The sequence below is a fragment of the Embleya sp. NPDC059213 genome, assembly GCF_042754445.1.
In the GTDB taxonomy this organism is placed as follows: domain Bacteria; phylum Actinomycetota; class Actinomycetes; order Streptomycetales; family Streptomycetaceae; genus Embleya.
Genome location: NZ_JBHZAV010000131.1, coordinates 1 through 26230, shown reverse-complemented (window position 1 = coordinate 26230; position 26230 = coordinate 1). Strand labels below are relative to the sequence as shown.

23 protein-coding genes are annotated in these 26230 nt (G+C 72.8%); 11 read left to right on the top strand and 12 right to left on the bottom strand.

The window, feature by feature from the left end:
- Positions 1–27 precede the first annotated feature (27 nt).
- Entirely contained in the window at positions 28–1215 is a 1188-nt protein-coding gene (locus tag ACFXMF_RS34360; protein ID WP_360309511.1) for an FAD-dependent oxidoreductase, read from the bottom strand.
- A gap of 108 nt (positions 1216–1323) precedes the next feature.
- Here ACFXMF_RS34360 and ACFXMF_RS34355 point away from each other — a divergent pair, with 108 nt between their 5' ends.
- Positions 1324–2532: an ATP-grasp domain-containing protein gene (locus ACFXMF_RS34355; protein WP_379989734.1), complete on the top strand. Its 1209-nt coding sequence runs from the start codon at positions 1324–1326 to the stop codon at positions 2530–2532.
- Positions 2533–2541: 9 nt separating this feature from the next.
- Positions 2542–3339, top strand: a complete 798-nt coding sequence (locus ACFXMF_RS34350) for a glycoside hydrolase family 16 protein (protein WP_360309507.1) — start codon at positions 2542–2544, stop codon at positions 3337–3339.
- A 26-nt stretch (positions 3340–3365) separates the two neighbouring features.
- Here the strand turns inward: ACFXMF_RS34350 and ACFXMF_RS34345 are convergent, their stop codons facing one another.
- The 7 genes from ACFXMF_RS34345 to ACFXMF_RS34315 form a co-directional block, all read right to left on the bottom strand.
- Positions 3366–4205, bottom strand: coding sequence for a polysaccharide deacetylase family protein (locus tag ACFXMF_RS34345; RefSeq protein ID WP_360309505.1), 840 nt, complete (start codon positions 4203–4205; stop codon positions 3366–3368).
- On the bottom strand, positions 4202–4546 hold the full coding sequence (locus ACFXMF_RS34340; protein ID WP_360309503.1) for a hypothetical protein: 345 nt from the start codon (positions 4544–4546) through the stop codon (positions 4202–4204). Before ACFXMF_RS34340 ends, ACFXMF_RS34345 begins: the two co-directional genes overlap by 4 nt.
- The gene (locus ACFXMF_RS34335) at positions 4543–7356 is read right to left on the bottom strand and encodes a glycosyltransferase family 2 protein (RefSeq protein ID WP_379989733.1); all 2814 of its coding nucleotides are present in this window, start codon (positions 7354–7356) and stop codon (positions 4543–4545) included. Before ACFXMF_RS34335 ends, ACFXMF_RS34340 begins: the two co-directional genes overlap by 4 nt.
- Positions 7353–8768 (bottom strand): hypothetical protein, encoded by a 1416-nt coding sequence (locus ACFXMF_RS34330; protein ID WP_379989732.1) that lies wholly within the window; start codon positions 8766–8768, stop codon positions 7353–7355. Before ACFXMF_RS34330 ends, ACFXMF_RS34335 begins: the two co-directional genes overlap by 4 nt.
- Entirely contained in the window at positions 8765–10216 is a 1452-nt protein-coding gene (locus tag ACFXMF_RS34325; RefSeq protein WP_379989731.1) for a glycosyltransferase, read from the bottom strand. The genes ACFXMF_RS34330 and ACFXMF_RS34325 overlap by 4 nt, the downstream gene beginning before the upstream one ends.
- Positions 10213–11022: a glycosyltransferase family 2 protein gene (locus tag ACFXMF_RS34320; RefSeq protein ID WP_379989730.1), complete on the bottom strand. Its 810-nt coding sequence runs from the start codon at positions 11020–11022 to the stop codon at positions 10213–10215. The genes ACFXMF_RS34325 and ACFXMF_RS34320 overlap by 4 nt, the downstream gene beginning before the upstream one ends.
- A gap of 246 nt (positions 11023–11268) precedes the next feature.
- Positions 11269–12573 (bottom strand): DUF5685 family protein, encoded by a 1305-nt coding sequence (locus tag ACFXMF_RS34315; protein WP_379989735.1) that lies wholly within the window; start codon positions 12571–12573, stop codon positions 11269–11271.
- A 136-nt stretch (positions 12574–12709) separates the two neighbouring features.
- On the opposite strand from ACFXMF_RS34315, the gene ACFXMF_RS34310 reads away from it, so the two are divergent.
- The 4 genes from ACFXMF_RS34310 to ACFXMF_RS34295 all read left to right on the top strand — a co-directional run bounded on the left by ACFXMF_RS34310 (position 12710) and on the right by ACFXMF_RS34295 (position 17346).
- A complete protein-coding gene (locus tag ACFXMF_RS34310) occupies positions 12710–13252 on the top strand; it encodes a low molecular weight phosphatase family protein (protein WP_379989729.1) in 543 nt (180 codons plus the stop codon).
- Between the two features lie 143 nt (positions 13253–13395).
- Complete coding sequence (locus ACFXMF_RS34305) at positions 13396–15135, top strand: penicillin-binding transpeptidase domain-containing protein (protein ID WP_379989728.1); 1740 nt, start codon at positions 13396–13398, stop codon at positions 15133–15135.
- A 19-nt stretch (positions 15136–15154) separates the two neighbouring features.
- Positions 15155–16036 (top strand): acyl-CoA thioesterase II, encoded by an 882-nt coding sequence (locus ACFXMF_RS34300; RefSeq protein WP_360309489.1) that lies wholly within the window; start codon positions 15155–15157, stop codon positions 16034–16036.
- A 128-nt stretch (positions 16037–16164) separates the two neighbouring features.
- On the top strand, positions 16165–17346 hold the full coding sequence (locus ACFXMF_RS34295; protein ID WP_379989727.1) for a hypothetical protein: 1182 nt from the start codon (positions 16165–16167) through the stop codon (positions 17344–17346).
- A gap of 20 nt (positions 17347–17366) precedes the next feature.
- Here ACFXMF_RS34295 and ACFXMF_RS34290 read toward each other — a convergent pair whose 3' ends face one another.
- Together ACFXMF_RS34290 and ACFXMF_RS34285 are read right to left on the bottom strand one after the other, a co-directional pair.
- A complete protein-coding gene (locus ACFXMF_RS34290; protein WP_379989726.1) occupies positions 17367–17705 on the bottom strand; it encodes a YkvA family protein in 339 nt (112 codons plus the stop codon).
- Positions 17706–17723: 18 nt separating this feature from the next.
- Positions 17724–19103 (bottom strand): NADP-dependent succinic semialdehyde dehydrogenase, encoded by a 1380-nt coding sequence (locus ACFXMF_RS34285; protein ID WP_360309484.1) that lies wholly within the window; start codon positions 19101–19103, stop codon positions 17724–17726.
- 133 nt (positions 19104–19236) lie between these two features.
- On the opposite strand from ACFXMF_RS34285, the gene ACFXMF_RS34280 reads away from it, so the two are divergent.
- Positions 19237–19572 (top strand): glyoxalase superfamily protein, encoded by a 336-nt coding sequence (locus ACFXMF_RS34280; RefSeq protein WP_360309483.1) that lies wholly within the window; start codon positions 19237–19239, stop codon positions 19570–19572.
- 36 nt (positions 19573–19608) lie between these two features.
- Here ACFXMF_RS34280 and ACFXMF_RS34275 read toward each other — a convergent pair whose 3' ends face one another.
- Together ACFXMF_RS34275 and ACFXMF_RS34270 are read right to left on the bottom strand one after the other, a co-directional pair.
- Positions 19609–20814 (bottom strand): RNA ligase, encoded by a 1206-nt coding sequence (locus tag ACFXMF_RS34275; RefSeq protein ID WP_360309482.1) that lies wholly within the window; start codon positions 20812–20814, stop codon positions 19609–19611.
- Between the two features lie 41 nt (positions 20815–20855).
- The gene (locus ACFXMF_RS34270; RefSeq protein WP_379989725.1) at positions 20856–21488 is read right to left on the bottom strand and encodes a TetR/AcrR family transcriptional regulator; all 633 of its coding nucleotides are present in this window, start codon (positions 21486–21488) and stop codon (positions 20856–20858) included.
- A gap of 100 nt (positions 21489–21588) precedes the next feature.
- Here ACFXMF_RS34270 and ACFXMF_RS34265 point away from each other — a divergent pair, with 100 nt between their 5' ends.
- The 4 genes from ACFXMF_RS34265 (at position 21589) to ACFXMF_RS34250 (ending at position 26169) form a co-directional block, all read left to right on the top strand.
- Positions 21589–22248, top strand: coding sequence for an FMN-dependent NADH-azoreductase (locus ACFXMF_RS34265; RefSeq protein WP_379989724.1), 660 nt, complete (start codon positions 21589–21591; stop codon positions 22246–22248).
- Positions 22248–22568: a multidrug efflux SMR transporter gene (locus ACFXMF_RS34260; RefSeq protein WP_360309476.1), complete on the top strand. Its 321-nt coding sequence runs from the start codon at positions 22248–22250 to the stop codon at positions 22566–22568. The genes ACFXMF_RS34265 and ACFXMF_RS34260 overlap by 1 nt, the downstream gene beginning before the upstream one ends.
- 190 nt (positions 22569–22758) lie before the next feature.
- Positions 22759–23595 (top strand): ABC transporter ATP-binding protein, encoded by an 837-nt coding sequence (locus tag ACFXMF_RS34255; protein ID WP_360309474.1) that lies wholly within the window; start codon positions 22759–22761, stop codon positions 23593–23595.
- A gap of 9 nt (positions 23596–23604) precedes the next feature.
- Entirely contained in the window at positions 23605–26169 is a 2565-nt protein-coding gene (locus ACFXMF_RS34250; protein WP_379989723.1) for an ABC transporter permease, read from the top strand.
- Positions 26170–26230: the final 61 nt, after the last annotated feature.

Sequence of the window (26230 nt, the reverse complement as noted above, 5' to 3'; positions counted from 1 at the left end):
GCCGTGGCCCGGTGCGGCGGACGGGGCTCAGCCCTGGAAGCGGGCCGCGAGTACGGCGGCCAGGCGGCGGGAGGCGAAGCCGGTGCCGTGCACGAAGCGGACCACCGGGCCGAAGGTCGCCGCGGCCGGCGGGCCGGTGACGTACAGGCCCGGCACGGTCGTCTCGAACGCCGCGTCCAGCGCGGGCAATCCGCCGATCGTGGTGATCCGGCGCCGCACGTGCGGCGCGAGGAAGCCCAGCGCGGCCAGGTCGACCCGGTATCCGGTCGCGGCGAGCACGTGGTCGGTGTGCACCGCGCGCTGGTATCCGGTGCGGTCCCGGAGCAACATCCGGACCCGCCCGTCCGGCTCCCGGCGGGCCCCGGTGACCGTCTGCGCGTCCCGCACCGACACCCGCCCGTCCAGCCGATCCCGCAACCACCACGCGGCCGACGGGCCCAGGATGCGCCGGGCCAGGTCGACCCGCACACCCGCGGGCAGCAGCCGGAACGCGGCCGGCCCGCGTGCGGCGGCGGCCACCGACCACCCGGCGCCCAGCGGCGAGTCCGGGGTGAGCCGCCGGGCCCGACCCGGCACCGGCGGCGCGGCGAAGCGCACCCGCTCGGCCCGGCCGAACACGCGCACCCGCGCGGCGCCGCCCTCGTGCAGCAACGCCGCGCTCTCCAACGCGGATTGACCCGAGCCGATCACCACGATGTCCCGGTCCGCGCCGAGTTCGGCCAGATCCGCGTGCTCGGCGGAGTGCGAGACCAGGTCGGCGCCCAGGCGGTCCAGGACCGGCGGTACATGGCGGTGCGCGGCCAACCCGGTGGCCAGCACGACCGCGTCGACCTCGACCTCGCCGCCGTCCGCGCGGCCCAGCACGAAACCGTGGCCGGCCGGTTCGAGGCCGGTGATCCGCACCCGTTCCACGCCGGGTACCAGCCGATCGGTGTACCAGCGGCCGTAGCCGGCGAACGTCTCCCGGGGCACCGGCTGATCGCCCGTCAACGGCCGCTCGCCCCGGGCGCGTTGGTAGTCGGCCAGGTCGAAGCCCGGCCTCGGGGCGGCGATCGAGGACGCGTCCGGCCGGGATTTGAGCAGCATGCCGACCGGCATATGGCGTCGCCAGCTCTCCATCGGCTCGCCGAACACACGGGTGGTCACCCCGAGTTGGCGCAGGTGGGCGGCGAGCGAGAGGCCGTAGGGGCCCGCTCCGACGATGGCGACGGTCATGGTGCGTCCTTCGGGTGTGCGAGATGGAGATGTTGATACCGATTGCGGGGTTATTCGATGAAAAGTCGGTTCGCGCTGCTAGAAAGGTCCGGACGGGGAGGCGACGCCATGGTCGGGCGAGGGGTCGAGCTGGATCGTTCGGTACCGGCACTGCTGTTCAAGATCGGCCGATATCCGCTGCATCAGGGCTCGGTCGGCGCGGTGCGCTCGCTCGGCCGAGCGGGTGTCGCGGTGCACGCGGTGGTCGAGGACGCGTACACCCCGACCGCGCTCTCCCGGCATCTGAGTCGGCGACACGTGTGGCCCACCACCGGCCTGGAGGACCCGGCGGCGCTGCTGGAGCGGCTGTTGCGGATCGGTCGCGGGCTGCCCGCCCGTGCGGTGCTGGTGCCCACCGACGACGAGGCCGCGCTGCTCGCCGCCGGGGCGCAGGATCGGCTGGCCGAGTGTTTCCTGTTGCCCGAGGTGGAACCCGACCTGCCTGCCGGGCTGGCCGGCAAACGTGGGCTCTACCGGCGGTGTCTGGCCCACGGGGTGCCCGCACCGGACACCCGGTTCCCCGTCGATCGGGAGCAACTGGTGACTGACGCCGCCGAGTTGGGTTACCCGGTCGTGGTCAAGAACCTGGCGCCGTGGGCCCGATTGCGCGCCCCGGTGGTGGCCGGCACCACGCTGGTCTCCGACGAACGCACCCTGCTCGCCCTGGTCGACGCCCCGCGGTCGGTGTTGTTGCAGACCTACCTGCCGCGCGAGGCCGCGCAGGACTGGATCGTGCACCTGTACGCCGCGCCGGACGGCCGCTGCGCGCCGGTGTTCACCGGCCTCAAGCTCCGGTCCTGGCCCGCGCACGCCGGAGTGACCACATACGCCCGGGCGTTGGCGAATCCGGGGCTGGCCCGCCGGTCGGCCCGGTTGTGTCGGGCGATCGGCTATCGCGGGCCGGCCGATCTGGACTGGCGGCTGGATCTGCGCGACGGGCGGTACAAGCTGGTCGACTTCAACCCGCGGGTGGGCGCCCAGTTCCGCATGTTCGAGACCGATCGCGGGTTGGATGTGGTGCGCGCGCTGCACCTGGACCTGACCGGTCGGGCGATCCCGGCGGGCGGGCAGCGTGAGGGACGGCGCTACGTCGCCGAGCATCTGGACGTCGCGGCGTGGCTCGCCTACCGGGGTCGGGCCGGAGCGGCCCGGCCGCCCGGCTGTCCGCCGGTTCGCGGCGGGGTGGAGCCGGCCTGGCTGGCCTGGGACGATCCACTGCCCGCCGCGGCGGTCGCGGTACGGGCGCTCGGCGCGGCGTTGCGTCGGTACGGGCGCTGAGGGCGTGCGGTGACCGCGAGCGGGCGGGTGCCCCGGGCGCCGGCGCTGCTGCTGGCGGCCGTGCTGCTGGCGGCCTGTGGGGCGGGGCCGCCGGCTCGGCCGCGCTTGTTGTTCGCCGAGGACTTCACCGGTTCGACGTTGGCCGCCGAGCGCTGGGTGACCTGTTACGACTGGAACGTGGACGGTTGCACCAACGCGGGCAACCGGGAGCAGCAGTGGTATCGGCCCGAGCAGGTCCGGGTGGGCGGGGGTGAGGCGATTCTGAGCGCGGTGCGCCGGCCCACGCCCGGCTCGGATCGACTGGTCCACCCGTGGGCGTCGGGCATGTTGTCGACCGGGCGGCCGAGTTGGTCCGGTCGGCCGCGCTTCACCTTCACCTACGGCCGGGTCGAGGCCGAGTTGCTGATGCCGCGCGAGCCCGACTCGTTCCCGGCGTTCTGGCTGATGCCCGCCTCCCGGTACACCCCGCCGGAGTTGGACGTGGTCGAGTTGATCGGCGGGGACGGTCGGGCCCGGTCCACGGTGCACTGGCGCGATTCGCACGGTCGGGCGCGGGCGTGGGTGCACGAGTCGCCCGCGCGCGACTGGTCGGAGCGCTTCCACCACTTCGCGCTCGACTGGGCGCCGGCTCGGCTGACCTGGTCGATCGACGGCGAACAGGTGTTCACGGTGACCGATCCCGCGCGCATCCCGCACCAGCCGATGGAGGTGTTGTTCACCCTCGCGATGGGCTATCCGGACCCGGTGCCGGAGCAGGTGCGCAGCGCCGAGTTGCGGATCCGATCGGTGCGGGTGTGGTCGCCCTGAGCGCGCCCGCGCCGGCCGCGGGTCGGTCACCGGATCCGGCCGGCCACCGGATCACGCCGGCCCGCCCACGGATCGGGGTGTCCGCGCCGGCGCGCCCGGGTGCGCCGCCAGATCCGCCAACCCAGCGTGGGCAGCCCGTCCCGAAACGGCGCGACCCGAGCGCCGGCGCCGGCCAGCCAGGCGTCCAGGCGGGTCGCGCCGGTGTCCGCGCGCACCAGCAGGCGGGAGATCCGCCACGGATCGTCCTCGCGCGAGCTGTGCGCGTCGCGCACGGCCATCGCGGTGCGAAAGCCGGCATGCCGCACCGCCTCCCGCACGGCCGCGTTGTTGTATCCGAACGGATACGCGAACGAGGTGACCGGACGCTCCAGTTCGGTCTCCAGCCGCTCGCGCGAATCGGTGATCTCGCGGTGCATCAGCTCGATCGGCAGGGTGTCCAGCTCGCGGTGCGTGCAGCCGTGTGCGCCGATGGTCAGGCCCGGCGCGTCGGCGATCCGGCGCAGGCCGTCCCAGGTGAGCATCGCGGCGGGCGGCAGCGGGGGCCGCCGGGTGGGCCACAGCGCGTCGGTGGTGACGTAGAGCGTCGCGGGCAGGTCGCGCTCGACCAGTTGCGGCAGCGCGTACCGGGCGAAGTCGGCGTAGCCGTCGTCGAAGGTGATCAGCACGCTGTGTCGGGGCAGATCGCGTCCGCCGTGCAGGGCCTCGGTGAAGCGGTCCAGGTCGACCGGGACCCGGCCGCTGGCCAATACCCGGTCGAGGTGGCGGCCGAACTCGGCCGGGCCGACCGTGAACGGCGCGATCCACGGCGGCGGGTCGTCGCGCACCGAGTGGTACAGCAGTACCGGAACCGCGGTCTCGGATCTCATCCGATGTCCCTTCGCGAGGCGAGAGTGTGCGCGACGATGCGGATCAGCGCCGCGAGGGTGGTCAGCCCCGCGAGCGTGCCGAGCACGCGGGGGCCGGAGAAGGCGCCGGCGAGCAGGTACGCCTCGGCGGTCAGCGCGCACAACGCGGCGCTGCCGACGACCGAGATCACCGCCGTCGCCGGTGCCGTGCCGCCATCCCCGGCGATCGCGCAGCCGGGGCCGAGCGCCAGGAACACGACCACCACGAGCACCCGCAGCGGCTGCCCGGCGGGCAGGGCGAGTGAGCCGAACGCCAGCCAGCCGGCCGCGGCCGGCCACGCCGCGCGAATCGGGCCGGTCATCGCCGGGGGTCGCTTCGGGCCGGGGCGTCCCGGGTCGGGGCAACCTGCGCCGGCGCGGTCCCGATCGGCCGGGTGCTCGGGTCGATCCGGTAGATCACCGCGTCCCGATCGCGCCGGAGCAGGGTGAAGCGCGGCGCCGCGGCGAGCGCGCGGTCCATGCGTTCGAGCGCGCCGGCCGGCAGCAGGCCGGTCTGCTCGCACTCGGCCCGCTGGCCGGCGGTCAGGAAGAGGTACGCGGTGCTGCCGGGGTATTCGTCGGCCAGCGCGGTCAGGCCGGCGATCGGATCGTGCACGACGCCCGCGCGCAGGGTCGGCGTCTCCATCGCGAACCAGCGGTGTTGTTGTCGCTCGTAATCGGCGTAGGCTCCGGGGAAGTTGTTGGTGGCCGCGACGATCAGATCGCCGGGGGCGGAGACCGTGCCCAACCACTGCCGGGCGGCGATCTCGCCGTCGCCGAAGTGGTTCTGCCGCTCCTTGCCGTAGTAGCCGAACACGAACCCGGTGAGCAGCAGCGCGAACACCACCGGCAGCAGCAGCGCACGCGGGCGCGGCCGGCCCCGGTCGCCGAACAGCGGCGCGAGCCACGAGGCGATCAGGAAGGCGACCGCGGGGAGCGCGAACAGGTAGACGCGGAAGATGATTTCGCCGCCGTACGCACCGGCCGCGAGCAACGGCAGCGGGGCGATCGCCAACCGCGTGGCGGGCGAGCGGCGCAACCGGGGGCGGCGGATCAGCGCGGCGGCGGCGAGCACCACCACGCCGACGGTCAGCGCCCGATCGACCCGGGCCACCAGCACCTGGCCGGGTTCGGCGCTGCCCAGGTCGACCATCCCGGCGTGCGCGTTGGCCTCGAAGTCGCCGAACTGGTCCCAGGAGGAGCCGAACTGCTCGAACACGAAGGGCCGGGCCACGGTCAGGTCCCATGCCGAGACGGCGATCGTGGTCAGCACGAGCAGGGGCAGCGCGACCCGGCGATGGGCTCGCGAGCAGGCCAGTGCGCCGGTCGCGACCACGAGCATCGGCGGGGTGAGCTGATGCGCCGTCACCACCGCGAGCACGAGCGGCGTGCACAGCGCGACGGTGCCGAGCGGGCGTCGGTCACGGTCCAGGATCAGCGCCAGGATGCTCACGTAGAGCACGAACGCGAAGGTCTGTGGTGCGAAGTAGTCCTGGCCGACCCACGCGGTGCCGAAGTAGATCCACACCGCCGCCCAGACGATCCGCCGGTTGCGGGTGAAGGTGCGATAGAGCAGGACCAGCGGGCCGATCAGCAGCAGGTCGAAGGCGAGCGGCGACCAGGTCGCGATGGTCAGCGCGTCCTGCGCGCCGATGCCGCGGACCGCGGTGGCGACCGCGGCGAAGAACCCCGGCCATTGGTGGTACGGCGCCAACTCGCCCGCGTGCGGGAGGGTTTCGCCGGTGCGCAGGAACTGGTCGACCACCTCGACGTGCTTCCAGGCCCATGCGTACCGCAGATGGTCGTACAGCACGGCGGGCGTCGCGTGCAGCATGGTCACCAACGCGCCGGTGTACAACGCGTATCGCGGTGCCCGGGCGGCGCGGTCGAGCAGGGTCGCGGCGAATCCCGCGGTCAGCAGGCCCAGTGCGCACCAGTAGAGGATCGGCAGCACGTCCAGCAGGCCCAGGCCGCCCATCCGGTCCACCGCGACCGGCATCCGCATCGCAAGCACCCACAGCAGTACGGCCACCGGCAGCGCGAGGAGCCCGAACGCGCGGAAGGCGAGCGCCGCCGCGGTCGGCAGCGGGTCGCGGCCCAGGCCGCGCAGCCGACCGGTCGCGTAGCCGAGCCCGGTGGTGAGCACGCCCAGGAGCAGCGCGGGGATGGTGGCCTTGGGCGGTGCGGCGTCCGGCGCGAACGGCCGGACCAGGGCCCGCGGGATGGTCGAGGCCAGGTAGGAACGCTCGGCCGCGAGCGCGGTGCCGGTGCCCGCGTGCCGGCCGACCGCGGCCTTGGACAGGCCCTCGGCCCAGCAGCGGGCCCGGAAGTAGCGCCAGGTGGCGCGCGCGGCGGGCACCCGGTGGCGGACCACGGCGGCGGGTTCGTAGCCGATCGTGCCGCCGCGGTGCCGGGCCGCCGCGCGGATGCACAGCTCGGTCTCCTCGCAGCCCAGCGGGCGGGTGCCCACCCGGCCGAGGTCGGTGCGGAAGCCGCCGATGTCGACCAGCACGCTGCGCCGGAAGGACATGTTGGCACCGATCAGGTTGCGGACCGGCGCGGCGTGTTCGGGCATGCCCCGGTAGGTGCAGCCGATCACCCAGTCGAACTCGGCCGGGAACCAGGCCGGGCGCCCGGTGTCCCAGTTCGGCCGGATCCGGCCGCCGATCCCGAGCACGTCGGGGTCGGCGTAGCCGTCGAGCAGGCGCATGGTCCAGTCGGGTTCGGCCACCGCGTCGTCGTCGAGGAAGGCCACCACCTCGCCGTGCGCGCCCTCGACGCCGGTGTTGCGCGCCCCGGAGAGGCCGCGTCGGCCGCGATTGCGCAACACGGTGACGTCGGTGAACTCGCGGGCCGCGCGGGTGGCGAGTTCGTGGCAGTGGTCGGCGACCAGGATCGTCTCGGCCGGCGGCTCGTCCTGGGCCCGGATCGAGGCGAGGGCCGCGCTCAGGTCGTCCCAGCGGTCCATCGTGTAGGCGCAGACGATCACTGTCAGGGTGGGTCGGGGCGGCGTCTGCCCGGCCGGTGGCACGGCCTGCCGCAGGGCGGCCGCCCGGGCCCGCCGGACGGCCGCCTCCTCGGCCCGGATGGCGACCCAGGCCAGGCGTCGGGTGCGCGGTGGAGTCTCCGTCATGCGGGCCTCCCGGCGGTGTCGGGCAGCCAGACCCGGCGGGCGCTCAGCAGCGCGAGCGCGGTCGCGGTCTGCGCGCCGAGCCACGCGACGCCGGCGCCGAGCACGCCGAGCACGGGCAACAGCAGGACGGTCAGGGTCAGTACGGCGGTCGCGAGGCCGGCCTGGACGGCGACCACCACGCGCATGCGGCCGAGCACGCGACAGGCGCTGATCGCGGTCGCGACCACCAGGTGCGGCAGCGCGGACAGGGCCAACAGTTGCAGCAGCGTCGAGCCGTTGCGGGCGTAGCCGGGGCCGAACACGCGCAGCACCAGGGGTGCGCCGGCGACGAGGGCGGCGATCGCCGGGACGAGCAGTGCGCCGGTGTGGCGGAGCACCCGACGGCAGCCCGCGGCGAGGCCGGCGCGCTCGCCGGCCGCCTCGACCAGCAGCGACGCACCCATGTTGAGGCTGATCAGGTGGAGCGTGTTGGCCACCACCCAGGCGAGCGAGAAGTAGGCGCTCTCCCGGGCACCGGCGTGTTCCAGCACGATGATCGACGGCAGCGTGGTCGCGGCCAGCCAGCACAGCGTGCCCAGATACTCGGCGCCGGCGTAGCGCAGGACGGCGCCGCCGAGCACGAAGCCGGACCGGCGCCGGCCGGGCGCGGACGGTTCGGGGCTCGCGCCGGGACCCGCGCCCGGACCGGCGTCGGGACGGGATCCGGGACGGAATCCCGGGCCGGATCCGGGGCGGACCTCGGAACCGCCCTCGGACCCGGCGGGGTTGCCGCGCCGGTCGGTCGGGAGCAGTCGGGCGAACAACCAGGCGTCCACCACGACCAGGGTCGAGACCAGGGCCAGCGTCCAGGACATCAGGATCCCGATCGTGGGCATCGACCCGGCGAGCGCGGCGACGAAGACGATCTTGGCGACCGCGAAGCCGCTGTTCTTGCCCACCACCGGCCCGGGTCGGCGCAGTCCGGTAAGCGCGCCGTCCTGGAGCGCGAACAGGGCGTACGCCACGGTGGTGGCCACGAAGCAGGCACCGGCCGCCGGTTCGCGCAGGAAGCCCAGGCCCGGCGCACACACCGGGATCAGCGCCAGGAAGCCCAGCACGCCCACCAGCGTGGCGCCGCCCGCGGCGGTGTAGGCGGCCCGGATCAGCGCCCGCCGGTCCGACCCGGCCTGCGGCAGGAAGCGCACGAGCACGTTGCCCAGGCCGAGTTGGCCCAGCCCGGAGAGCAACATCAGTGCCGACACGGCGGCGTAGCTGCGGCCCACTGTCGCGTCGCCGTACCAGCGGGTGGCGAGTGCCCAGTAGCCCGCGCCGAATGCCGAGGTGACCAGCGAGCCCACTGTCAGCACATGGCCGTTGCGCAGCAGCGGGTCCACCCCGGGCCGACTCGGCCGGCGAAGCTGGGCCTGGGTCACCGGGCCTGCCCCGGTTGCTCCCAGGGCGTGCGCACGCCGTGCATGCGCAGCCGTGCGTGCAGGTAGGCGAGCGGGCCGGCGACCAGCGCACGCCGTTCGAGCCCGGCCAGGCGGGCGGGCCAGGGCACTTCGGGCCGGCCGGGCGCGCGGGTGCGGGCCAGGGCGTGGCGGATGCCGCCGGGTACGCGGCGGCAGAACGCGCCGATCGTGCGCGGCTCGCGCAGCACGGCGGCGGTCAGGTAGGCGCCCAGGCCGGTGCCGTAGCCGCGGACCTGGTGCGCCACCGCGGCGCGATCGGCGCGATGCCGGTGCCAGATCAGCGCACCGGGTTCGTAGCCGATCCGGTGGCCGCGCACGATGGTGCGAAAGAACGCGAGCAGGTCGTCGCCGCCGCGCGCGGGCGTACCGACGCCGGTCGCCGGGTCGAAGCCGCCCATCGCGCGCAACACGTCGGCTCGAAAGGCCATGTTCGCGCCCGAACCGAAGCGGCCGGCGGTGAACGGGAACAGCGGGTCCGCCGGCGGCGCCTGCGCGTCGTAGAGCACGGGTTCGAAGCCCTTGGCGAAGCCCGCGTGGTGATGCAGCATCAACTGGGCCGGGGTGCGCAGTTCGGCGGGCAGGATCAGCCCGGTGACGCACGCGGGTCGGCCCGCCCGGGCGAAGCCGGCGACCAGGCCGGCCACCCAGCCGGGGTCGGCGAGCACGTCGTCGTCGGTGAAGGCGAGCAGTTCGCCGGTGGCGGCGGCAATGCCCCGGTTGTGCGCGAGGGCCAGGCCGGCGCGGGGTTCGCGGACGTAGCGCACCAGGCCCGCGCAACCGCCGCGGACCACGCTCGCGGTGCGGTTGGTGGTGGGCGCGTTGTCCACCACGATCAGTTCGATGTCCGGATAGGTCTGCCACAGCAGGGTGCGCAGGCACGCGGCGAGCAGCTCGGGGCGCTCCCGGGTCGCCACGATCACGCTGACCCTCGGCGTCTCCCGGCGTCCGGGCGGTCCGGGGGCGTGGTCGGGTGGGGCGGGGGTGCCGAATCGGGCCGCGGCGGCGGTGATCAGCCGTTCCGGGTCGGCGCCGTAGGACTCCAGGTCGAGCAGGCCCATGGGCACGCCGTCGTGCCGGACCAGGGCGAGGACGGCGCCCGTGGGGCACTCGGCCGGCCGGCCGTCGGGGGTGCTCAGCCGGGCCGCACCGGTGGCGGTCAGGTCGAGCACGCGCACGTGCACGAGGTCGGGTTCGCCGGTGGCGGGATCCCGCCCGGGGTCGGGGGCGCACTCGACGTCGGGGGCGGGATCGAGGTCGGCGGCCGAGCGGCTCGGCGTCGGGCGCGGGACGAGTACCGGCGTCGGCTCGCCGCCGGGCTTCGGGCTCGACGTCGGGTCGGTGTGCTCGGCCGGGCGCTGCCTGGGGATCCGCGGCGGCCGATTCGGCTCCGGTTCGGGTCGCGGGGTCAACCGTCCTCCCCCATCCGGAGCGTGCGCGCACCGCCGCGCTCGCGCAGCACGGTGCGCAGTACGCGGTGTCCGTCGCGCAGTGCGTTGAGGTTGGATCGGCCGCTGCGGCGCGGGAGTTCGAGGCTGGGCACCTCGGCGATGCGCAGCCCGGCGCGGAGCGCGCGGATGATCATCTCGGCCTCGATCTCGAAGCCGGTCGAGCGCAGGTCGAGGTGGTCGAGGAAACACCGGCGGAACGCGCAGAAGCCGTAGCACAGATCGGTGAGCCGATAGCGGTAGAGCCGGCTCACCAGCGCCATCAGCGCGTGGTTGCCCGCGCTGCGCAGCGCGGTCAGGTCGAGCGATCCGCCGCCGCCGACGAACCGGGAGCCCTTGACGAAGTCGTAGCCGTTGGCCAGGAAGTGCACGTAGTGCGGGATCTCCTGCGGCGACATGCTGCCGTCGGCGTCGATGGTGACGATGATGTCGCCGGTCGCGTGCCGGAATCCGGTGCGCAGCGCGCTGCCCTTGCCGGGGCCGGACTGCGGGATGACCCGGGCGGCGGGCAGGTAGTGGCGGGTGATCAACGACGTGGCGTCGGTGGAGTCGCCGTCGATCAGCAGGACCTCGTCGACGCCGTCGGGTATCTGTTGCAGCACCCAGGGCAGGTTGCGGGCTTCGTTGCGGGCCGGCACGACCAGGGTGACCCGGTCGCGCGGCAGCGGGTCCGATGCCGACTGCCCGGCGCGCAGTGGGGTGCCGCCGGGCAGTTCGGTGATGCGGGGCAATGGACGTGTCGCCTGTGCGGTGTGCGTCGTGTCGTGCATGACCGGCCCCCTCCCGTCTGCCGCGCGCCCCGGGGGGCACACGGCATCGGGCCGGCGGAACCGGCCCGAGATCGGTGACGCCGGGTGCCGATGGCACGACACCCGGTCATCGCTGATCGTGGTTGGGCGGCGAAAGCAGGGTCAATCGGACCGAAGATGCTTTGCCAAGACGTTACGGTTGGGCGATTTCACCATCGAATGCCAGTTCGGGGAATTTACGCACCTTTCGGGGAGATATTCAGGGGTTCAGCAGGAGCAGTCGCAGGAGCAACATTCCCCGCATTCACAACAGTTGCCACAGCAGTCGCAACCGTCGCAGCAGTCCCCGCAGTCGCACTTGTGGCAACAACCCTGCCGCTGCCGGCCGGTGCACGGGTCCTCGAACTCCTCCCGGCAACACCACTGGCACGTACAGCACAACCCGGCCCAGATCGCGCACGCGACGAACACGTTGTGCCCGCCGGGCGGCGGCGGTGGCGGGGTCGGGCCGCCGGGCGGACCCCACGGGCTGTTCGGGTCGTACGGGCTCCCGGGCGGCTGCTGGTTCGGCGGCTGCGGGTAGGGCGGCTGCTGGTTGGGCCAGGAACCCTCGGGGCGCGCGGCCAGGCGGCGTTCGGTTCGCTCGTCGTGCTTGGCGCAACCGTTGCCGTGCCTGCCGGCGACCGAACAGGACGGCGCCTCGACCGGGAAGCCCGCATGCAGGAAGGACCGGTCGATCGCCTCGTCGATCTCGTGCACGAGCAGCCGGTGCACGAGCACGCCGTCGACGAACTCGACCTCGGCCAGCGCGAGCCGGATCCCGGTCGCCGCGTCGCGGCACAACCGGTGCGCCTCGTCCGGTCCGGTCCCGGTGGCCAACAGCGGATTCCAGGCGCCCGCCGCGCGGTCGGCGTGGATGTCCTCGACCGCGTCGAGCAGGTGCGCGAGTCGCCCGAACAACCGGCCCGCCTCGGCCAACGACTCGGCGTTGTCCGGTCGTTCGGCCAGCACCGCAGTGTGCGCGAACGCGGCGCCGGTCGCGGTCTCGGTGGGTTCGGTCACGGTCAGCACGGACACCCCCGGTCCGGCCGACGCCTCGATCTCGACCTGCCGATCCACCGCCTCGACCAGCACGGCCGTGTCGAAGCCGACCTCCAGCGCGGCGTCCGCACCCTGCCGGGCCCAGCGCTCGGCGACCCGGCGCGCGCCACCGGCCACCGCGCGCCGCTTGTACACCCCGTCGCCGTCGTCGATGTGATCGCGCATCTTCGCCGACGCGAGCACCAGGGACACCGCACCGGCCAACCGGGCCCCCTCGCCCATCGCCACGTCGGCCCGCCGCATCGCGCGCAGCGGGCACGGCCCGGCCCGGCGTCGGCCGTCCGCCGCGGGCCGCGCGGACTGGGCCTCGACCAGGACCGAGATGATCAGCCCGTCGTAGTTGGTGGCGGCCCGGGCCGCCTGACCGTGGTCGTCACGCAGCGCGAGACACATGCCGCACAGATGCGCCATCCACTCGCTCTGCAGCTTCTCCGACAGTCGGTGCCGGCACGGCCGGATGATCCCGAACAACCCCTCGCCCCATTTCGCTGCGCCGTTCCCGTCCCCCACGGGGGGGCACAGCCTACTGACCACCCGTCAGCCCCGTTGGGGATCCGCGGTCGGGGCGGCCCGGCCCGACGATCGGTGCGGCCATAGGATCCGCAGCGTGAGCGCATCGATACTGGTCGTCTGCAGCGGGAACATCTGCCGCTCCCCCCTGGTCGAGGCGATGCTGCGGCACCGGCTGGCCACATCGACGCTGCCCGTCGAGGTCTCCTCCGCGGGCACCATCGACTGGAACTCCCGGCCGATGGCGGACAACAGCGCGCTGGTGCTGCACGAGTACGGGATCGACCCGGGCGCGCACCGCAGCCGCAAACTCACCGCCGAGTTGCTGCACGCGGCCGACCTGGTCATCGGCATGTCGCGCGAACACCACTGGGCGATCGACGCGCTCGCCGCCGAGGCCCTGCCCCGCACCTTCCTGCTCGGCGAACTCGTGCGGCTGGGCGAGCGGTTCGGCCCGCGCGGCGAACTGCCGGTGGCCGACTGGGCGGCCTCGGTCGACACCCTGCGACCGGCCAACCGTCTGGCCCGCCCCGCCGACGAACTCGACGACCCGATGGGCGAACCGCTCGAATCCTTCCGGGTGATGGGCGCCCGCGCGGACGAACTCACCGCGCGGTTGGTGGTCCTGCTCACGGGGTGACACCGTTGTTCGAACACCGATTCCGTTCGAACAAATGATCTTTCCTCGTGATGTGCCAACGCCCCTGGGCACACCGACCCTTTGGCTGCCTCGTACACTCGCTGTCCCGTCGTGGGGATCGGCGGTACCGGGTGGGGTGGGGCATGCGCGACGCAGAGCACGACCGGAACTACCGGGACGACCGCGGGCACGACGGCTACGACACCTACGACGACTACGACGGGCACCACGAAGACCGGCGCCGGCACGGCTGGGTGTTGGTGTTCCTCGTGCCGGCCCTGCTGCTGGTCGTCGGTACGGGCTACGGGGCCTACTCGTTCCTGAAGCAGGACGACCCGTTATCGACCGCGAACGCGAAGTCCGCCGAGTCCGCGACGGCGGGCACCGCGGAGCAGAGCCCGCGTAATGCCGCGCGGCGCTTCCTCGCCGAGTGGCAGACGGGCAACTGGTCCGGCGCGGGCGCGCGCACCACCGATCCGACCGCGGCGGGCGCGGCGCTGGTGGGGCTGGACGACGGGCTCCGGGTGGGCAGTCGCCGGCTGATCGTGGGCGAGGCGCGACCCCAACAGCCGGACGGCGGCGTCCCGGTGGGGTTCGAGGCCCACCTGACGCTGCGGGGCGCCGGCGAGTGGACGTACACCGGGGTGCTGACCGTCGCCAAGACCCCGGTCCGGGGCTACCTGGTGAACTGGGCGCCGAACGCGCTGCACCCGGACCTGACCGCGACCACCCGGCTCCGGCTGGAGCCCAACCGGGACGGGGCCGGCGGCGACGTGCTGCGCGCGCGCGACGGCTCGGAGTTGTCGCCGACCGAGTACCCCTCGCTGGCCGCGATCCGGACCGGCCTGGCGAGCAAGGCCCGGCCCGGCGAACAGGCCGAGGCGGGCGGCACCGTACTGCTGGTCGACGCGAGCACGAGCGCCACGGTCAAGCAGCTCGGCACGGTCGGCGTGGTGCAGAGCGCGCCGCCCGCGGACGGCGGCGTGCAAACCACGCTCGACGCCACACTCCAGGCGACGGCCGAGCAGGCGGTCCGGAGCGAGTCGCGAACCACCTCGCTGGCGGCGGTGCGGATCAGTACGGGAGAGATCGTCGCGGTCGCGAACAACCCGGCCGGCGGGCCGAACACCGCGTTCCTGGGCACCACCCCGCCCGGCTCGACCCTGAAGATCGTCTCGGCGGCGACGCTGCTGACCAAGGGCGTGGTCGACCTGGACGACAGGGTCGGCTGCCCCGAATCGGCGAACGCGGGCGGCATGCGGTTCACCAACTCCGAGGGGCGCGCCTTCCCCGAGGGCACCTTCAAGCTCGCCTTCGCCCAGTCCTGCAACACCACGATGGCGAACCTGTCCGGCAAGCTCACCGGCTCCGACCTGGCCACGATGGCGCACGACTGCTTCGGCATCGGCGGCGACTGGAAGACCGGGATCGTCTCCTTCGACGGCCGGGTGCCCGCCGCGACCGACGACACCATAAAGGCCGCGAACATGATCGGCCAGGGCCAGGTGCAGATGAACCCGCTCACCATGGCCTCGGTGGTCGCCACCGCGAAGTCCGGTACGTTCCGCCAACCGCACCTGCTCACCGACCAGGCGGACCGGTGGCAGGCCCCGCGGGCACTCTCGCCCGCGGTGAGCAGCCGGTTGCGCACGCTGATGCGGTCGGTGGTCACCGAGGGCACCGCGCGGGACTCGCTCGGCGGGCTCGGCGGCGACGTGGGCGCCAAGACCGGCACCGCCGAGGTCGGCGGCGGCAAGCCGAACAACGGCTGGATGGTCGCCTACCGCGGCGACATCGCGGTCGCGGTCTGGGTCGAGGGCGGCCTCACCGGCGGTCGATCCGCCGGGCCGATCGTCCGGTCGTTCCTGGCCGCGGCGGGCTGAGCGGCGGCCGTAGTCCATCATGGGCAGGGTGAGCGAACACGATCTTGCCGACGAGGGCCCTGGCCGGGCCGAGACCTTCCTCGACCTGCTGCGCTTGGAGCAGATCGAGGAGAACATCTTCCGGGGCTGGTGCCACGCCGGCGCGCCGCTGCGTGCCTTCGGCGGCCAGGTCGCCGCCCAGGCCCTGGTGGCGGCGGGCCGCACCGTGGTTCCGGACCGACACGTGCACTCGCTGCACAGCTACTTCCTGCGCCCCGGCAGCACCACCGCACCCATCGTGTACCAGGTCGACCGGGTCCGGGACGGGCGCTCGTTCGCCACCCGGCGCGTGACCGGCGTACAACACGGCGCGGTGATCTTCACGCTGTCGGCGTCCTTCAAGGTGGCCGAGGAGACCCCGGGGCACCGCCGGGCGATGCCGGACGTACCGCTGCCGGAGGACCTCCCGGATCCGTACGAGCAGTTGTCCGCCGAGGAGCGCGCGCACTACGAGGAGTCGCAGACCCGACTGCTGATGGACCTGCGCTTCGTTCCGGAGGACCGGGCGCCGGGCACCCACATCGTGGACGGCATTCCGCATCAGCGGGTGTGGATGCGGGCCGCGAAGCAGCTTCCGGACGACCCGCTGCTGCACGTGTGCGGACTGACCTACATGTCCGACCTGACGCTCGCGGGCACCGCGGCCAAGCCGTACATCACCGATCCGTCGAAGCTGCAGATGGCCTCGCTCGACCACGCGGTGTGGTTCCTGCGTCCGTTCCGCGCCGACGAGTGGTTGTTGTTCGCGCAGGCGTCGCCGTCCGCCCAGGACGCGCGCGGGCTGGCGATGGGCGAGTTCTACAACCACGACGGGGTGCTCGTCGCGTCGGTGGTGCAGGAGGCGGTGATCCGGCAGCGGTAGCGCCCTGCCCCGCCGCTTTCGGCTGCCTCGAAATTCCGCCCGGGGCAAGGGAGTCACCCGATTCGGCTGGGCCGACGGGCGGCACTGCGGTTAGGCTCCCCGGATTCGGGATGAGTCGGGGGGCTACCGTGTCCGAGATATTCGAACAGACGCCCGCACCGGGGGCGGCGATCGATTCGCCCGGGGTCGCGGCCCACATCGATCGTGCTCGCGGACACGAACTCCGGAAGCGGCTACGGGGGTTGGCCTACGGGCTGGTGATCTCCGGCGGGACGCTCGGCTACGGGTACGGGCTTCCGGACGCGCCGGGGGCGATCGTGTCGGCGCTGGTCGGCGTGGTGTTCACGATCGGCTTCCTGCTCGTGGTCTCCGCGAGGTTCTCCATTCACCGCGGCACGAGCCGGACGATGCGTCGGGTGTTGCGAGAACACCCGTGGGTGCCGGTGCCGTTCACCTTCACGCGGGTGGAGCACGAGGACGGGTATCCGATGGAGGGCATCCGGCTGCTCAAGGCGAACGGCGAGACGCTGCTCGAAGTCGGCGTGCGCTGGAGGGCCGAGGTGTTGCAACAGGTGCGCGCGTCCGGTGTCACGCGCGTGTGGTGCGCCGGGGATCCGGCGACCCGCGCGGTCATCGCGTTGCCCGGCGGGCTGCACGCCTTCGTCTACACGCCGGACGCCGCGCCCAGTCGCGCGCTCGGCCCCACCGACGCCGGTCACGATCCGCACGGCGGTGTCCCGGCCGGCGTCGATCCCGCCGGGCTGGTCCTGCCGGCGCGACGCGGGGTGCGCCTGCTCCGGCTGGTCGCCTGGCACGGCGGCGCGCTGATCGTGCTGGCGCTCGTCGGCGGCCTGTTCGGGACCGCCGACGAGGATGCGGCCCCGATCCGGAGTTACCTCGGACTGCCCCTGGCCTATGTCACCGTGCCGATCATCATGTGCTTCATCCCGCTGACCGTGCCCACGGTGCGGATCGACGGCGTCGGCATCACCCGAACCTCCTTTCGCGGCAAGGTCTCCCACCTGGATTGGACGCAGCTGACCGAGGTCGAATGGGCGGGAGGTGTGTTGCGCGCCCACCTGCCGGCCGCCGCGAGCGCGCCGGGGTGGCACCTCGCGGCCCACGCCGGTGGCCGGCGCAGCACGCAGGTCTTCCAGGAACGATTCGGCCTGGCCAAGGCGGAACGCACGGCCCGCCGAGCGGCGCTCGCGGCCGCGCTGCCCTATTTCGCCTGGACGATCGCGGGCGCGCAGGTGCGCATCGACGTGGGCGGCGGCTCCGCCGCGGCCCCGGGGCCGACGAACCGCTGAGGCCGCGATCGGGCGGTGGGTCAGCTCCGCGGCGGCCGGGTGCGGGCGAGCGCGCCCACGCCGTGCCGCACGCCCGCACGGACGCCGGTACGCACGCCGCCGGCCGAGCCGAGTTCGCGCAGTGCGTACAGCAGCACCGCGATGTCGTCGATCAGGATCGGGTCGGGCAGCAGATCCACCGGGCTGATCGCGTAGATCAGCGCGCCCAGGAACAACGCCCGGTCGCGCGTGCTCGCGTCCGGGCCGCGCACCAGCCGCCAGGTCCGCCACAACCTGCGGACCAGGACGACCACGATCACCAGCGTCACCACGAACACGAGCGCCGCGACGCCGATCAGGATCCAAAGCCGGGTGTCCACGTCCGGACGTCTGCCCCGTCAGCCGCCGCCCACCCAGACCGTCTTGGCATTGCAGAACTCGCGGATGCCCGGTCGGGCGAGTTCGCGGCCGTAGCCGCTGGTCTTGACGCCGCCGAAGGGCAGTTCGGGGTGCGAGGTGACCATGCCGTTGAGGAATACCGCGCCGGCCTCCAACTCGGCCGCGCAGCGCTGCTGTTCGGCCTCGTCGTCGGTCCAGGCGTTGGCCCCCAGGCCGAACGGCGTCGCGTTGGCCAGCTCGATCGCCGCGTCCAGGTCGGCGACCCGGTACAGGCCGGCGACCGGGCCGAACACCTCCTCGCGGTACATCCGCATCTCCGGGGTCAGCTCGGCGACCACGGTCGGCGGGTAGTACCAGCCGGGGCCTGCGGGTCGCTCGCCACCGCACAGGATCCGGGCCCCCTTGGCCCGGGCGTCCTCGACCTGTTCGGTGACGTCGCGCAGGCCCTGTTCCTGGGCGAGCGGGCCGATGTCGGTGCCCTCGGCGGTCGGGTCGCCGACCCGGAGCGCGGCCATGTTCGCGGTGAACGCCGCGGCGAACGCGTCGTAGACGTCGGTGTGCACGATGAAGCGTTTGGCCGCGATGCAGCTCTGCCCGTTGTTCTGGGTGCGGGCGGTGGTGGCGACCTTGGCGGCGGCCTCGACGTCGGCGGAGGGCAACACCAGGAAGGGGTCCGAGCCGCCCAGTTCGAGCACGGTCTTCTTCAGCTCGCGGCCGGCGATCGCGGCGATCGAACGCCCGGCGCCCTCGCTGCCGGTCAGCGTGGCGGCCACCACGCGCGGATCGCTCAACACCCGCTCGACCCGCGCGGACCCGATCAACAGCGCCTGGAAGGCCCCTTCGGGAAAACCCGCCCGGGTGAACAAGTCGCCCAGGTACAGCGCGGTCCGCGGCACGTTCGACGCGTGCTTGAGCAGCCCGGTATTGCCCGCCATCAACGCGGGCGCGGCGAACCGCATCGCCTGCCACAGCGGGAAGTTCCACGGCATCACGGCCAGCACCGGACCGAGCGGCTCGTACCGCACGTACGCCTTGCGCGCGCCGACCGCCTGCGCGTCGGCCGGCTCGTCGGCCAGGAAGGCCGCCGCCCGATCGGCGTAGAACCGACACAACCGGGCGCACTTGGCCACCTCGGCCTCGGCGGCGGCGAGCGTCTTGCCCATCTCCGCCGTCATCGTCGCCGCGACCTCGGCCCGGTCCGCGTCGAGCAGGTCGGCGGCTCGGCGCATCGCCTTGGCACGGACCTCGTAGGAGTCCCGCCGGTGCGCCCGGAACACCTCGTCGGACCGGGCGATCCGGGCCTCGATCTCGGGTTCGCTCAGTTCGGCGAACTCCTCGATCGTCTCTCCGGTGGCCGGATTGACGGACGCGATGGCCATGGGTCCTCCAGATACGGCAGGTGCCTGCGGCGGGTGCGGGCATCGATCGGTGCACCCCGCCGACCCCGTTACCCGCACGGCGCCCGCTGACACAAGGGTTCGGGTGTCGGCGCCGCCTGGGACCATCCGCGCCATGAAGGAAGAAGCGATCCCGATCCTGCGCGTGGCCGACGCCCCCGCTTCCGTCGCCTGGTACACGCGGCTGGGCTTCGTCCGCGAGTGGGAACATCGGTTCGAGCCGGGCTTCCCGGCGTTCGTGTCCATCGCCCGGGGCGATGTGCGGCTGTTCCTGAGCGAACACACGGGCGACGCGCGGCCGGACACGTTGGTGTATCTGCGGGTGGCGGACGTCGACGGGCCGGCCCGGGAGTTCGGCGTGGCGGTCGAGGAAGCGCCTTGGGGCCGGGAGGTGCACTTGACGGACCCGGACGGGAATCGGCTGCGGATGGGGGTGCCCGGCGAGGGGTGAGGCGCCGATCGACCGATCGCACGGGATCCTCGATCCTCAGCCGTCCTCGTCCGGGCGGAACGGTGGCGTCGGGCCCGGCTTGAGGGAGCGCCAGATCGGGAGGTCGACAGGGCGACCGTCGCGGAGTTGGAACATGCCTGCCCTGACCCGCACATCCTGGTGCGACGCCGCTGCCCGGGCGAACGCGGCGCGGTCGTCAAGGAGGTGGGCCGCCGCCGTGAACGCCGTCCGGGTGGCCGTCTCGACGGCTTCGGCCTCCCGCGTCAGCCGGTTCGCGACGGAGCGCACCCATGCGTCGAACTCGTCGGGCACCAGGTCGAGAAGCGCGTCGAAGGGGACGGTCTGCTCGGTCACCTCCGATGTCGCACAGGACAGCGCGTAGGCGACCGGACCGGGGTCGCGGTCGGCGAAGCGCTGCATGCCCAGGTAGCGCCAGATGTCGCGTTCGCTCACTCCGGTGAGGATGCGATGCAACCGCACGTAGTCCGCGAGCTTGACCTTGACCCGCAGCCCGGAGGCGTGGCGCAACACCCAACCCTCGGCCGCCATACCGTCGACCGGCACCCCGTCGAGCCGACGATTGTCCCGCGCCGCGCGCACCACCTCGGCCAACGAGGCGGCCGGCCACGAGCGAACCACCCGGCCGCCCATCCGGATCCAGGTATCGGCATGCGCGGCCAACGGCTGCTCGACGCCGTCCCGGCCCACCACGGCGAGCAACACCAGGGTGTGCTCTGCGCCGTTGTCCACGACGATGCGGTTGTCCGGGTGGATGATCTCGGTGACGTAGCCGACCTCGGGATCGAGCGTTTCGCCGGCCCGCTCGTCCAGCCATGCCTGCGCCCAGCCGGCCTGGCGGGACGTGAAGGTCCCCTTGGACGCGGCCCGCCACCGACCGGCGTAGTGGAAGACCAGACCCAGCGAGCCGTCCTCCTTGTCGAAGACCTCGAACCCGTCGTCGGGCAGCGACGGCGCGTACGCCTTGCCGAGTTCGTGCTCGGTGTGGCCGAAGAACTTGGGCAGCGCGGGACCGACGACGCGCCCGGTCGTGTCCTCCAGGATCAGCCCGCGGCAGCGCAGGGTCACCGGAGTCCAGCGCCGCTCGAACACGCAGGTGCGGGTGTAGGTGTAGATGGACAACGGGAGTTCGGGGTGCGAGCGGCGGACGACCAGGCCGAGGTCGAGGGCCCGCACGAGGTCGTCGTGCGGGAACAGGTCATCGCACGCGCCGTATTCGATCATGCGACGGCAGCGTAGCGACGGGCCGCCGTCGGGTCGGCCGATTATTCGGGGGGCTTCGCTCCGCCGCCCGTCAGTACGCCCCGGGCCAGGGTTGCCAGGGCGTTCTTGATGCGGTCGGGGGAGATGTCCTGTTCGCGCTGTCGGCGGTAGATCTCCGGGGCCAGCGGGGCGAGCAGTGTGTCCGCGAGTGCCTCGGGGTCCGGGTGATCCGCTGCCAGGACGCGCACGTGCGTGTACCAGAAGCCGTAGGCGCCGGTGCGGTAGCGCGCGCTGCCGGTCTCCGCGCCCAGGAGCAGGTGTACGTGTCGCTCCAGCAGGTCGACCATCGCCGCGTAGAAGGCCGTCAGGCGCTCCGCCGGATCGTCTTCGTCCGGGCCCAACGGGGGCGCGCCGCGCAGGATTTCGTGTTGCAGCGCGCGCTCGTGTTCGTCCAGCAGGGCACGGGCGATCGAGGCCCGGTCCGGGTAGCGGCGATACAGCGTGCCGCGGCCGATGCCCGCGGCCTTGGCGATGTCCTCCATCGTGACCTCGGCCGGGTCGCCGGCCGCGAACAGTTCCTCGGCGGCGGCCAGCGCCCGGGCCCGGTTCCGGGCCGCGTCGGCGCGCTCCCGCGGTCGCGCCGCACCGTCTTCGGCGACCGGGAGGCCCGTGAGCAAGTCGGTGCGTTTCGTCATGTTCCCCACCCTAACCAGCAAGTGGACATGCTGTCCACTTAGCTGTTACGGTCCTCCCAGAAAAGCGGACACCACGTCCACTTAATCTTCGGGAGCACCCATGCCGCACCTTCTGCACCTCGACTCCAGCGCCCGTGCCGACTCCTTCTCCCGGACCCTGGGCGCGGCCTTCGCCGACGCGTGGCGCTCCGCGCGGCCGGACGCCGAGTACACCCACCGCGACCTCACCGCCCGTCCCGTGCCACCGATCGACCAGCCCTGGACCGAGATCTGCGACACGATGCTGCGCGAGGGGATCACCGAGATCGCCGACTACCCGCGCGCGGTCCGCACGCCCGAGCAGCGCAAGGCGTGGGACACGGTCGAACCGCTGTTGGCCGAACTGGTCGCCGCGGACGTCGTGTTGATCGGCGCGCCGATGTACAACTTCGGCGTGCCCGCGCAGCTCAAGAGCTGGATCGACCAGGTCACCTTCCCGAAGATGTCGCTGGCGCCGCGCCGCTTCGTGGTGGCCTCGGCGCGCGGCGGCTCGTACCTGCCGGGCACGCCCCGGGCGCCGTTCGACCACCAGACGCGCTACCTCGTCGACTTCTTCACCGGGCACTACGCGATCTCGGACGCGATCGTGCTCGGTACCGAACTGACCAACACACTCGTGGACCCCGGGCTCGCCGAGCGCCGGGAGCAGCACGTGTCCTCGCACGCGCAGGCGCTCGGCCGCGCCGCGGAGCTGGGGCGCTCACTCGTGGAGGCGTACTGATGGCCTGGTTGATCCTGCTCGGCGCGGGCCTCGTCGAGGTGGTGTGGTCGCAGAGCATCAAGCCCACCGAGGGGTTCAGCAAACCGCTGCCGACCGCGATCTGCGTCGTGCTCGGGGCGACGGCGGTGTACCTGCTGTCACTGGCCATGCGCGATCTGCCGGTGGGTACGGCCTACGCGGCGTTCACCGGGATCGGCACGGTCGGCGCGATCACGCTGGGCATCACGTTCCAGCACGACGCGCTGAGCGCGGGCCGGATCGCGGCGCTCGCGCTGATCGTGGGCGGACTGGTGCTGGCCCGGCTGACCTCGACGGCGTGAGGGGAGGGCCCGACGACGCGGCGGGCCCGGCAACGTACGCCGGCCGAATCGACGCGCGACGGGCCGGCAACAAAGGGCAAACAGGATGCAACTTTAGTGACAGCGCTGGGCACGTTCGCGGCTATCGAGCCCACCCGCCCGGACCGGAGGCTGAGGAGGTGTCAGGACCCCCAGTCAAGGAGCACACCGCATGCCTCCCGGAAACCGCCGGCGCCCCCCGACCACGACTCCCCCGGCGACCCGGCCCGCCGCGCCGGACGAATACCGGCGCATCGATCACGACGATCGGGCCAAGGGCAGCGCGGCCGCTTCCCGAGGGCTGACCAAGTGCTACGGCGAGGGTGAGACCCGGGTCATCGCGCTGGACTCGGTCGACGTGGAGATCGGCCGCGGTCGGTTCACCGCGATCATGGGCCCGTCCGGATCCGGCAAGTCCACCCTCATGCACTGCCTCGCGGGCCTGGACTCGGTCACCTCCGGGCAGAGCTGGATCGCCGACACCGAGATCACCGGGCTCAAGGACAAGGAACTGACCCGACTGCGGCGGGACAAGATCGGTTTCATCTTCCAGGCGTTCAACCTGCTGCCGACCCTGACCGCACTGGAGAACATCACGCTCCCGATGGACATCGCGGGGGTCAAGCCGGACCCGGCCTGGCTGGACACCGTGATCGACACGGTCGGTCTGCGCGACCGGCTCAAGCACCGGCCCAGCGAGCTCTCCGGCGGTCAGCAGCAGCGTGTGGCGTGTGCCCGGGCGCTGGCGAGCAAGCCGCAGATCATCTTCGGCGACGAACCGACCGGCAACCTCGACTCGCGCTCCGGCGCCGAGGTGCTCGGTTTCCTCCGCAGCAGTGTCTACGACCTGGGCCAGACCATCGTGATGGTCACCCACGACCCCAATGCGGCGTCCTACGCGGACCGGGTGCTGTTCCTGGCCGACGGCAGGGTCGTGGACGAGATGTTGTCGCCGACCGCGGACACGGTGCTGGCGCGCATGCAGCGCTTCGCCCGCGCGACGAGCTGAGGCGGCGCCATGTTGAAGGCCACGTTCCGCAGCTTCCTCGCGCACAAGGCGAGAATGGTCCTGTCCGCACTCGCGATCCTGTTGTCGGTCGCGTTCGTGGCGGGCACCCTGATGTTCACCGACACGATCAGCAAGACCTTCCACGACCTCTCCCGCACCGCCGCGGCCGACGTGACGGTCAAGCCCAAGTCCGAGTTCCGCGAGGACCGGCTCGGCCGCACCGGCCAGCAGCCGACGGTGCCCGAGAGCGCCGTGGCCACCGCGCGCGCGGTGCCCGGCGTCGCCGACGCGCATCCCGACGTCGTGGTCACCAACGTGATCATCGTCGACGGCAAGGGCAAGAAGGTCGGCCTGACCTCGGAGCCACAGGTGCAGGCGGCCGACTGGTTCCCGAACAAGCAGTCCCCGGTCAGGCTCGGCAAGGGCCGCGCACCACAGGGGCCCGACGAGGTCGTGCTGGACAGCGACGCGGCCGACCACAACAAGGTCCGGATCGGCGACAGGGTGCAGGTGATCGCCGCGCCGGGCACATTCGCTCCGACCGTGGTCGGGCTGGCCGACTACAAGACCATCAACCCGGGCGTGACCCTGCTGTTCCTGGACGGCACCGCGGCCCGGGCCCGACTGCTGGGCAAGCCCGGCGTGGTCACCTCGGTGTCGCTCACCGCGCAGCCGGGCGTCGACCAGAAGGAGCTCAAGGCCCGGGTCGCGGCCAAGCTCGGCGCGGGCTTCGAGCTCAAGACCCGGGAGGAGGAGGCCGACGCCGCCTCCGCCGACCTGGGCCAGGCGCTCAATGTGATCAAGTACGCGCTGCTCGGCTTCGCCGGCGTCTCGCTGCTGGTGGGCACCTTCCTGATCTTCAACACCTTCTCCATGCTCGTCGCCCAACGCACCCGCGAACTGGGGCTGATGCGCGCGATCGGAGCCAGTCGGGCCGATGTGAACCGCTCGGTGCTCGTGGAGGCGCTGCTGCTCGCGGTGGTCGGCTCCACGCTGGGCCTGCTCGGCGGATTCGGGCTCGGGCAGGGGCTGTTGACGCTGATGAGCGCGGTCGGCGTCGACCTCAAGGGCACCCCGCTGGAGATCAAACCCGCGACACCGATCATCGCCTACGCGGTGGGCGTGCTGGTCACCGTGGTCGCCGCCTATCTGCCCGCTCGCCGGGCGGCCCGGGTGAGCCCGATGGCCGCGCTGCGCGAGGCGGGCGCGCCGCCGGCGAAGTCGCTGCGCGGCCGGGCGATCGGCGGCGGTGTGGTCACCGTGCTCGGCGCGATCGGGCTGGCGACCGGCGCGTCCGCGACCAAGCTGGACCCGGCGCACGGGTTGGCCCTGGGCGGCGGCCTGGTCGGCACGCTGGTCGGGTTCATCGTGCTCGGACCGGTGCTGGCCCGCCTGGTGATCCCGTGGCTCGCGGGCACGTTCCCGCGCCTGTTCGGCACGGTCGGCCGGCTCAGCCGGGAAAACGCGCTGCGCAACCCGCGTCGCACCGGCGCCACGGCCGCCGCACTGATGATCGGCGTCGCGCTGGTCGCCTCGCTGTCGGTGGTGGCCACGTCGATGAAGGACTCGGTGGGCAAGCAGATCGACCAGCGTCTGGGCGCCGACTTCACTCTGGAGAGCACCGGCGGGCTCAACTTCGCCCCGAACGTGGCGGAGACGGTGCGCAAGGTGCCCGGCGTACGCGACGTGGTGCGCCAACGCGAGACCGAGGCGAAGGTCGTCTTCAACGGGTCGGCCGAGACCATCTCGGTGACCGGCGCCGACCCGGGCATCGACGGGATGTTGAAGCAGAAGTACACCGCCGGCAACGCCGCCGACGGGCTGGCCGCGGGCCGGATCACGCTGCCCAAGTCCTATGTGAAGGGTCGTCACCTCGGCATCGGCGGCACGGTGACGCTGCGCACGCCCAACGGCAGGAGTGCGGAGCTGCGGATCGGCGCGGTGATCGACGACGAGGGCATCGGGCTGGCCACCGCCGGCGGCGGCATGGTCGGCCTGGAGACGCTGAGCAAGCTGGTCCCGGAGCTGCTCGACTCGGTGATCATGGCCAACACCGCCGACGGGTCCAAGAGTTCGCAGGTGCGGGCGGCCCTGGACAACGCGCTCAAGCCCTTCCCGCAGGTGCAACTGCGCGACCAGGCGGACTACAAGCAGACCGTGCAGGACCAGACCAACCTGGTGTTGCAAATGGTCTACGGCCTGCTCGGGCTCGCGATCATCATCGCCATCCTGGGTGTGGTGAACACGCTGGCCCTGTCGGTGATCGAGCGCACGCGCGAGATCGGACTGCTCCGGGCGATCGGCATGTCGCGCGTACAACTGCGGCGGATGATCCGGCTGGAATCGGCGGTGATCGCGGTATTCGGCGCGGTGCTCGGGCTCGCCCTCGGGGTGGGCTGGGGGGTCGCGGCGCAGCGCATGTTGGCATCGCAGGGCCTCGATGTGTTGACCATCCCGTGGCTGACCATCGCCGAGGTCGTCGTCGGCGCGGGCGTGGTGGGCCTGCTCGCCGCCCTGCTGCCGGCCCTGCGGGCCTCGCGGATGAACGTACTGGCCGCGATCTCCACGGAATGACCACCCTTCGATGATCGACACCGCCGCCCGATCCGACGGTGCGGCGGCGGCGCGCGCCGGC

What these genes read in the sequence shown, in the direction of transcription:
- ACFXMF_RS34250 (WP_379989723.1), top strand. Translation starts at nt 23,605, where the DNA reads ATGTTGAAGGCCACGTTCCGCAGCTTCCTCGCGCACAAGGCGAGAATG.
- ACFXMF_RS34305 (WP_379989728.1), top strand. Translation starts at nt 13,396, where the DNA reads ATGCGCGACGCAGAGCACGACCGGAACTACCGGGACGACCGCGGGCAC.
- ACFXMF_RS34255 (WP_360309474.1), top strand. Translation starts at nt 22,759, where the DNA reads ATGCCTCCCGGAAACCGCCGGCGCCCCCCGACCACGACTCCCCCGGCG.
- ACFXMF_RS34320 (WP_379989730.1), bottom strand. Translation starts at nt 11,022, where the DNA reads ATGCACGACACGACGCACACCGCACAGGCGACACGTCCATTGCCCCGC.
- ACFXMF_RS34275 (WP_360309482.1), bottom strand. Translation starts at nt 20,814, where the DNA reads ATGATCGAATACGGCGCGTGCGATGACCTGTTCCCGCACGACGACCTC.
- ACFXMF_RS34345 (WP_360309505.1), bottom strand. Translation starts at nt 4,205, where the DNA reads ATGAGATCCGAGACCGCGGTTCCGGTACTGCTGTACCACTCGGTGCGC.
- ACFXMF_RS34340 (WP_360309503.1), bottom strand. Translation starts at nt 4,546, where the DNA reads ATGACCGGCCCGATTCGCGCGGCGTGGCCGGCCGCGGCCGGCTGGCTG.
- ACFXMF_RS34360 (WP_360309511.1), bottom strand. Translation starts at nt 1,215, where the DNA reads ATGACCGTCGCCATCGTCGGAGCGGGCCCCTACGGCCTCTCGCTCGCC.
- ACFXMF_RS34270 (WP_379989725.1), bottom strand. Translation starts at nt 21,488, where the DNA reads ATGACGAAACGCACCGACTTGCTCACGGGCCTCCCGGTCGCCGAAGAC.
- ACFXMF_RS34355 (WP_379989734.1), top strand. Translation starts at nt 1,324, where the DNA reads ATGGTCGGGCGAGGGGTCGAGCTGGATCGTTCGGTACCGGCACTGCTG.
- ACFXMF_RS34280 (WP_360309483.1), top strand. Translation starts at nt 19,237, where the DNA reads ATGAAGGAAGAAGCGATCCCGATCCTGCGCGTGGCCGACGCCCCCGCT.
- ACFXMF_RS34265 (WP_379989724.1), top strand. Translation starts at nt 21,589, where the DNA reads ATGCCGCACCTTCTGCACCTCGACTCCAGCGCCCGTGCCGACTCCTTC.
- ACFXMF_RS34335 (WP_379989733.1), bottom strand. Translation starts at nt 7,356, where the DNA reads ATGACGGAGACTCCACCGCGCACCCGACGCCTGGCCTGGGTCGCCATC.
- ACFXMF_RS34260 (WP_360309476.1), top strand. Translation starts at nt 22,248, where the DNA reads ATGGCCTGGTTGATCCTGCTCGGCGCGGGCCTCGTCGAGGTGGTGTGG.
- ACFXMF_RS34285 (WP_360309484.1), bottom strand. Translation starts at nt 19,103, where the DNA reads ATGGCCATCGCGTCCGTCAATCCGGCCACCGGAGAGACGATCGAGGAG.
- ACFXMF_RS34300 (WP_360309489.1), top strand. Translation starts at nt 15,155, where the DNA reads ATGGGCAGGGTGAGCGAACACGATCTTGCCGACGAGGGCCCTGGCCGG.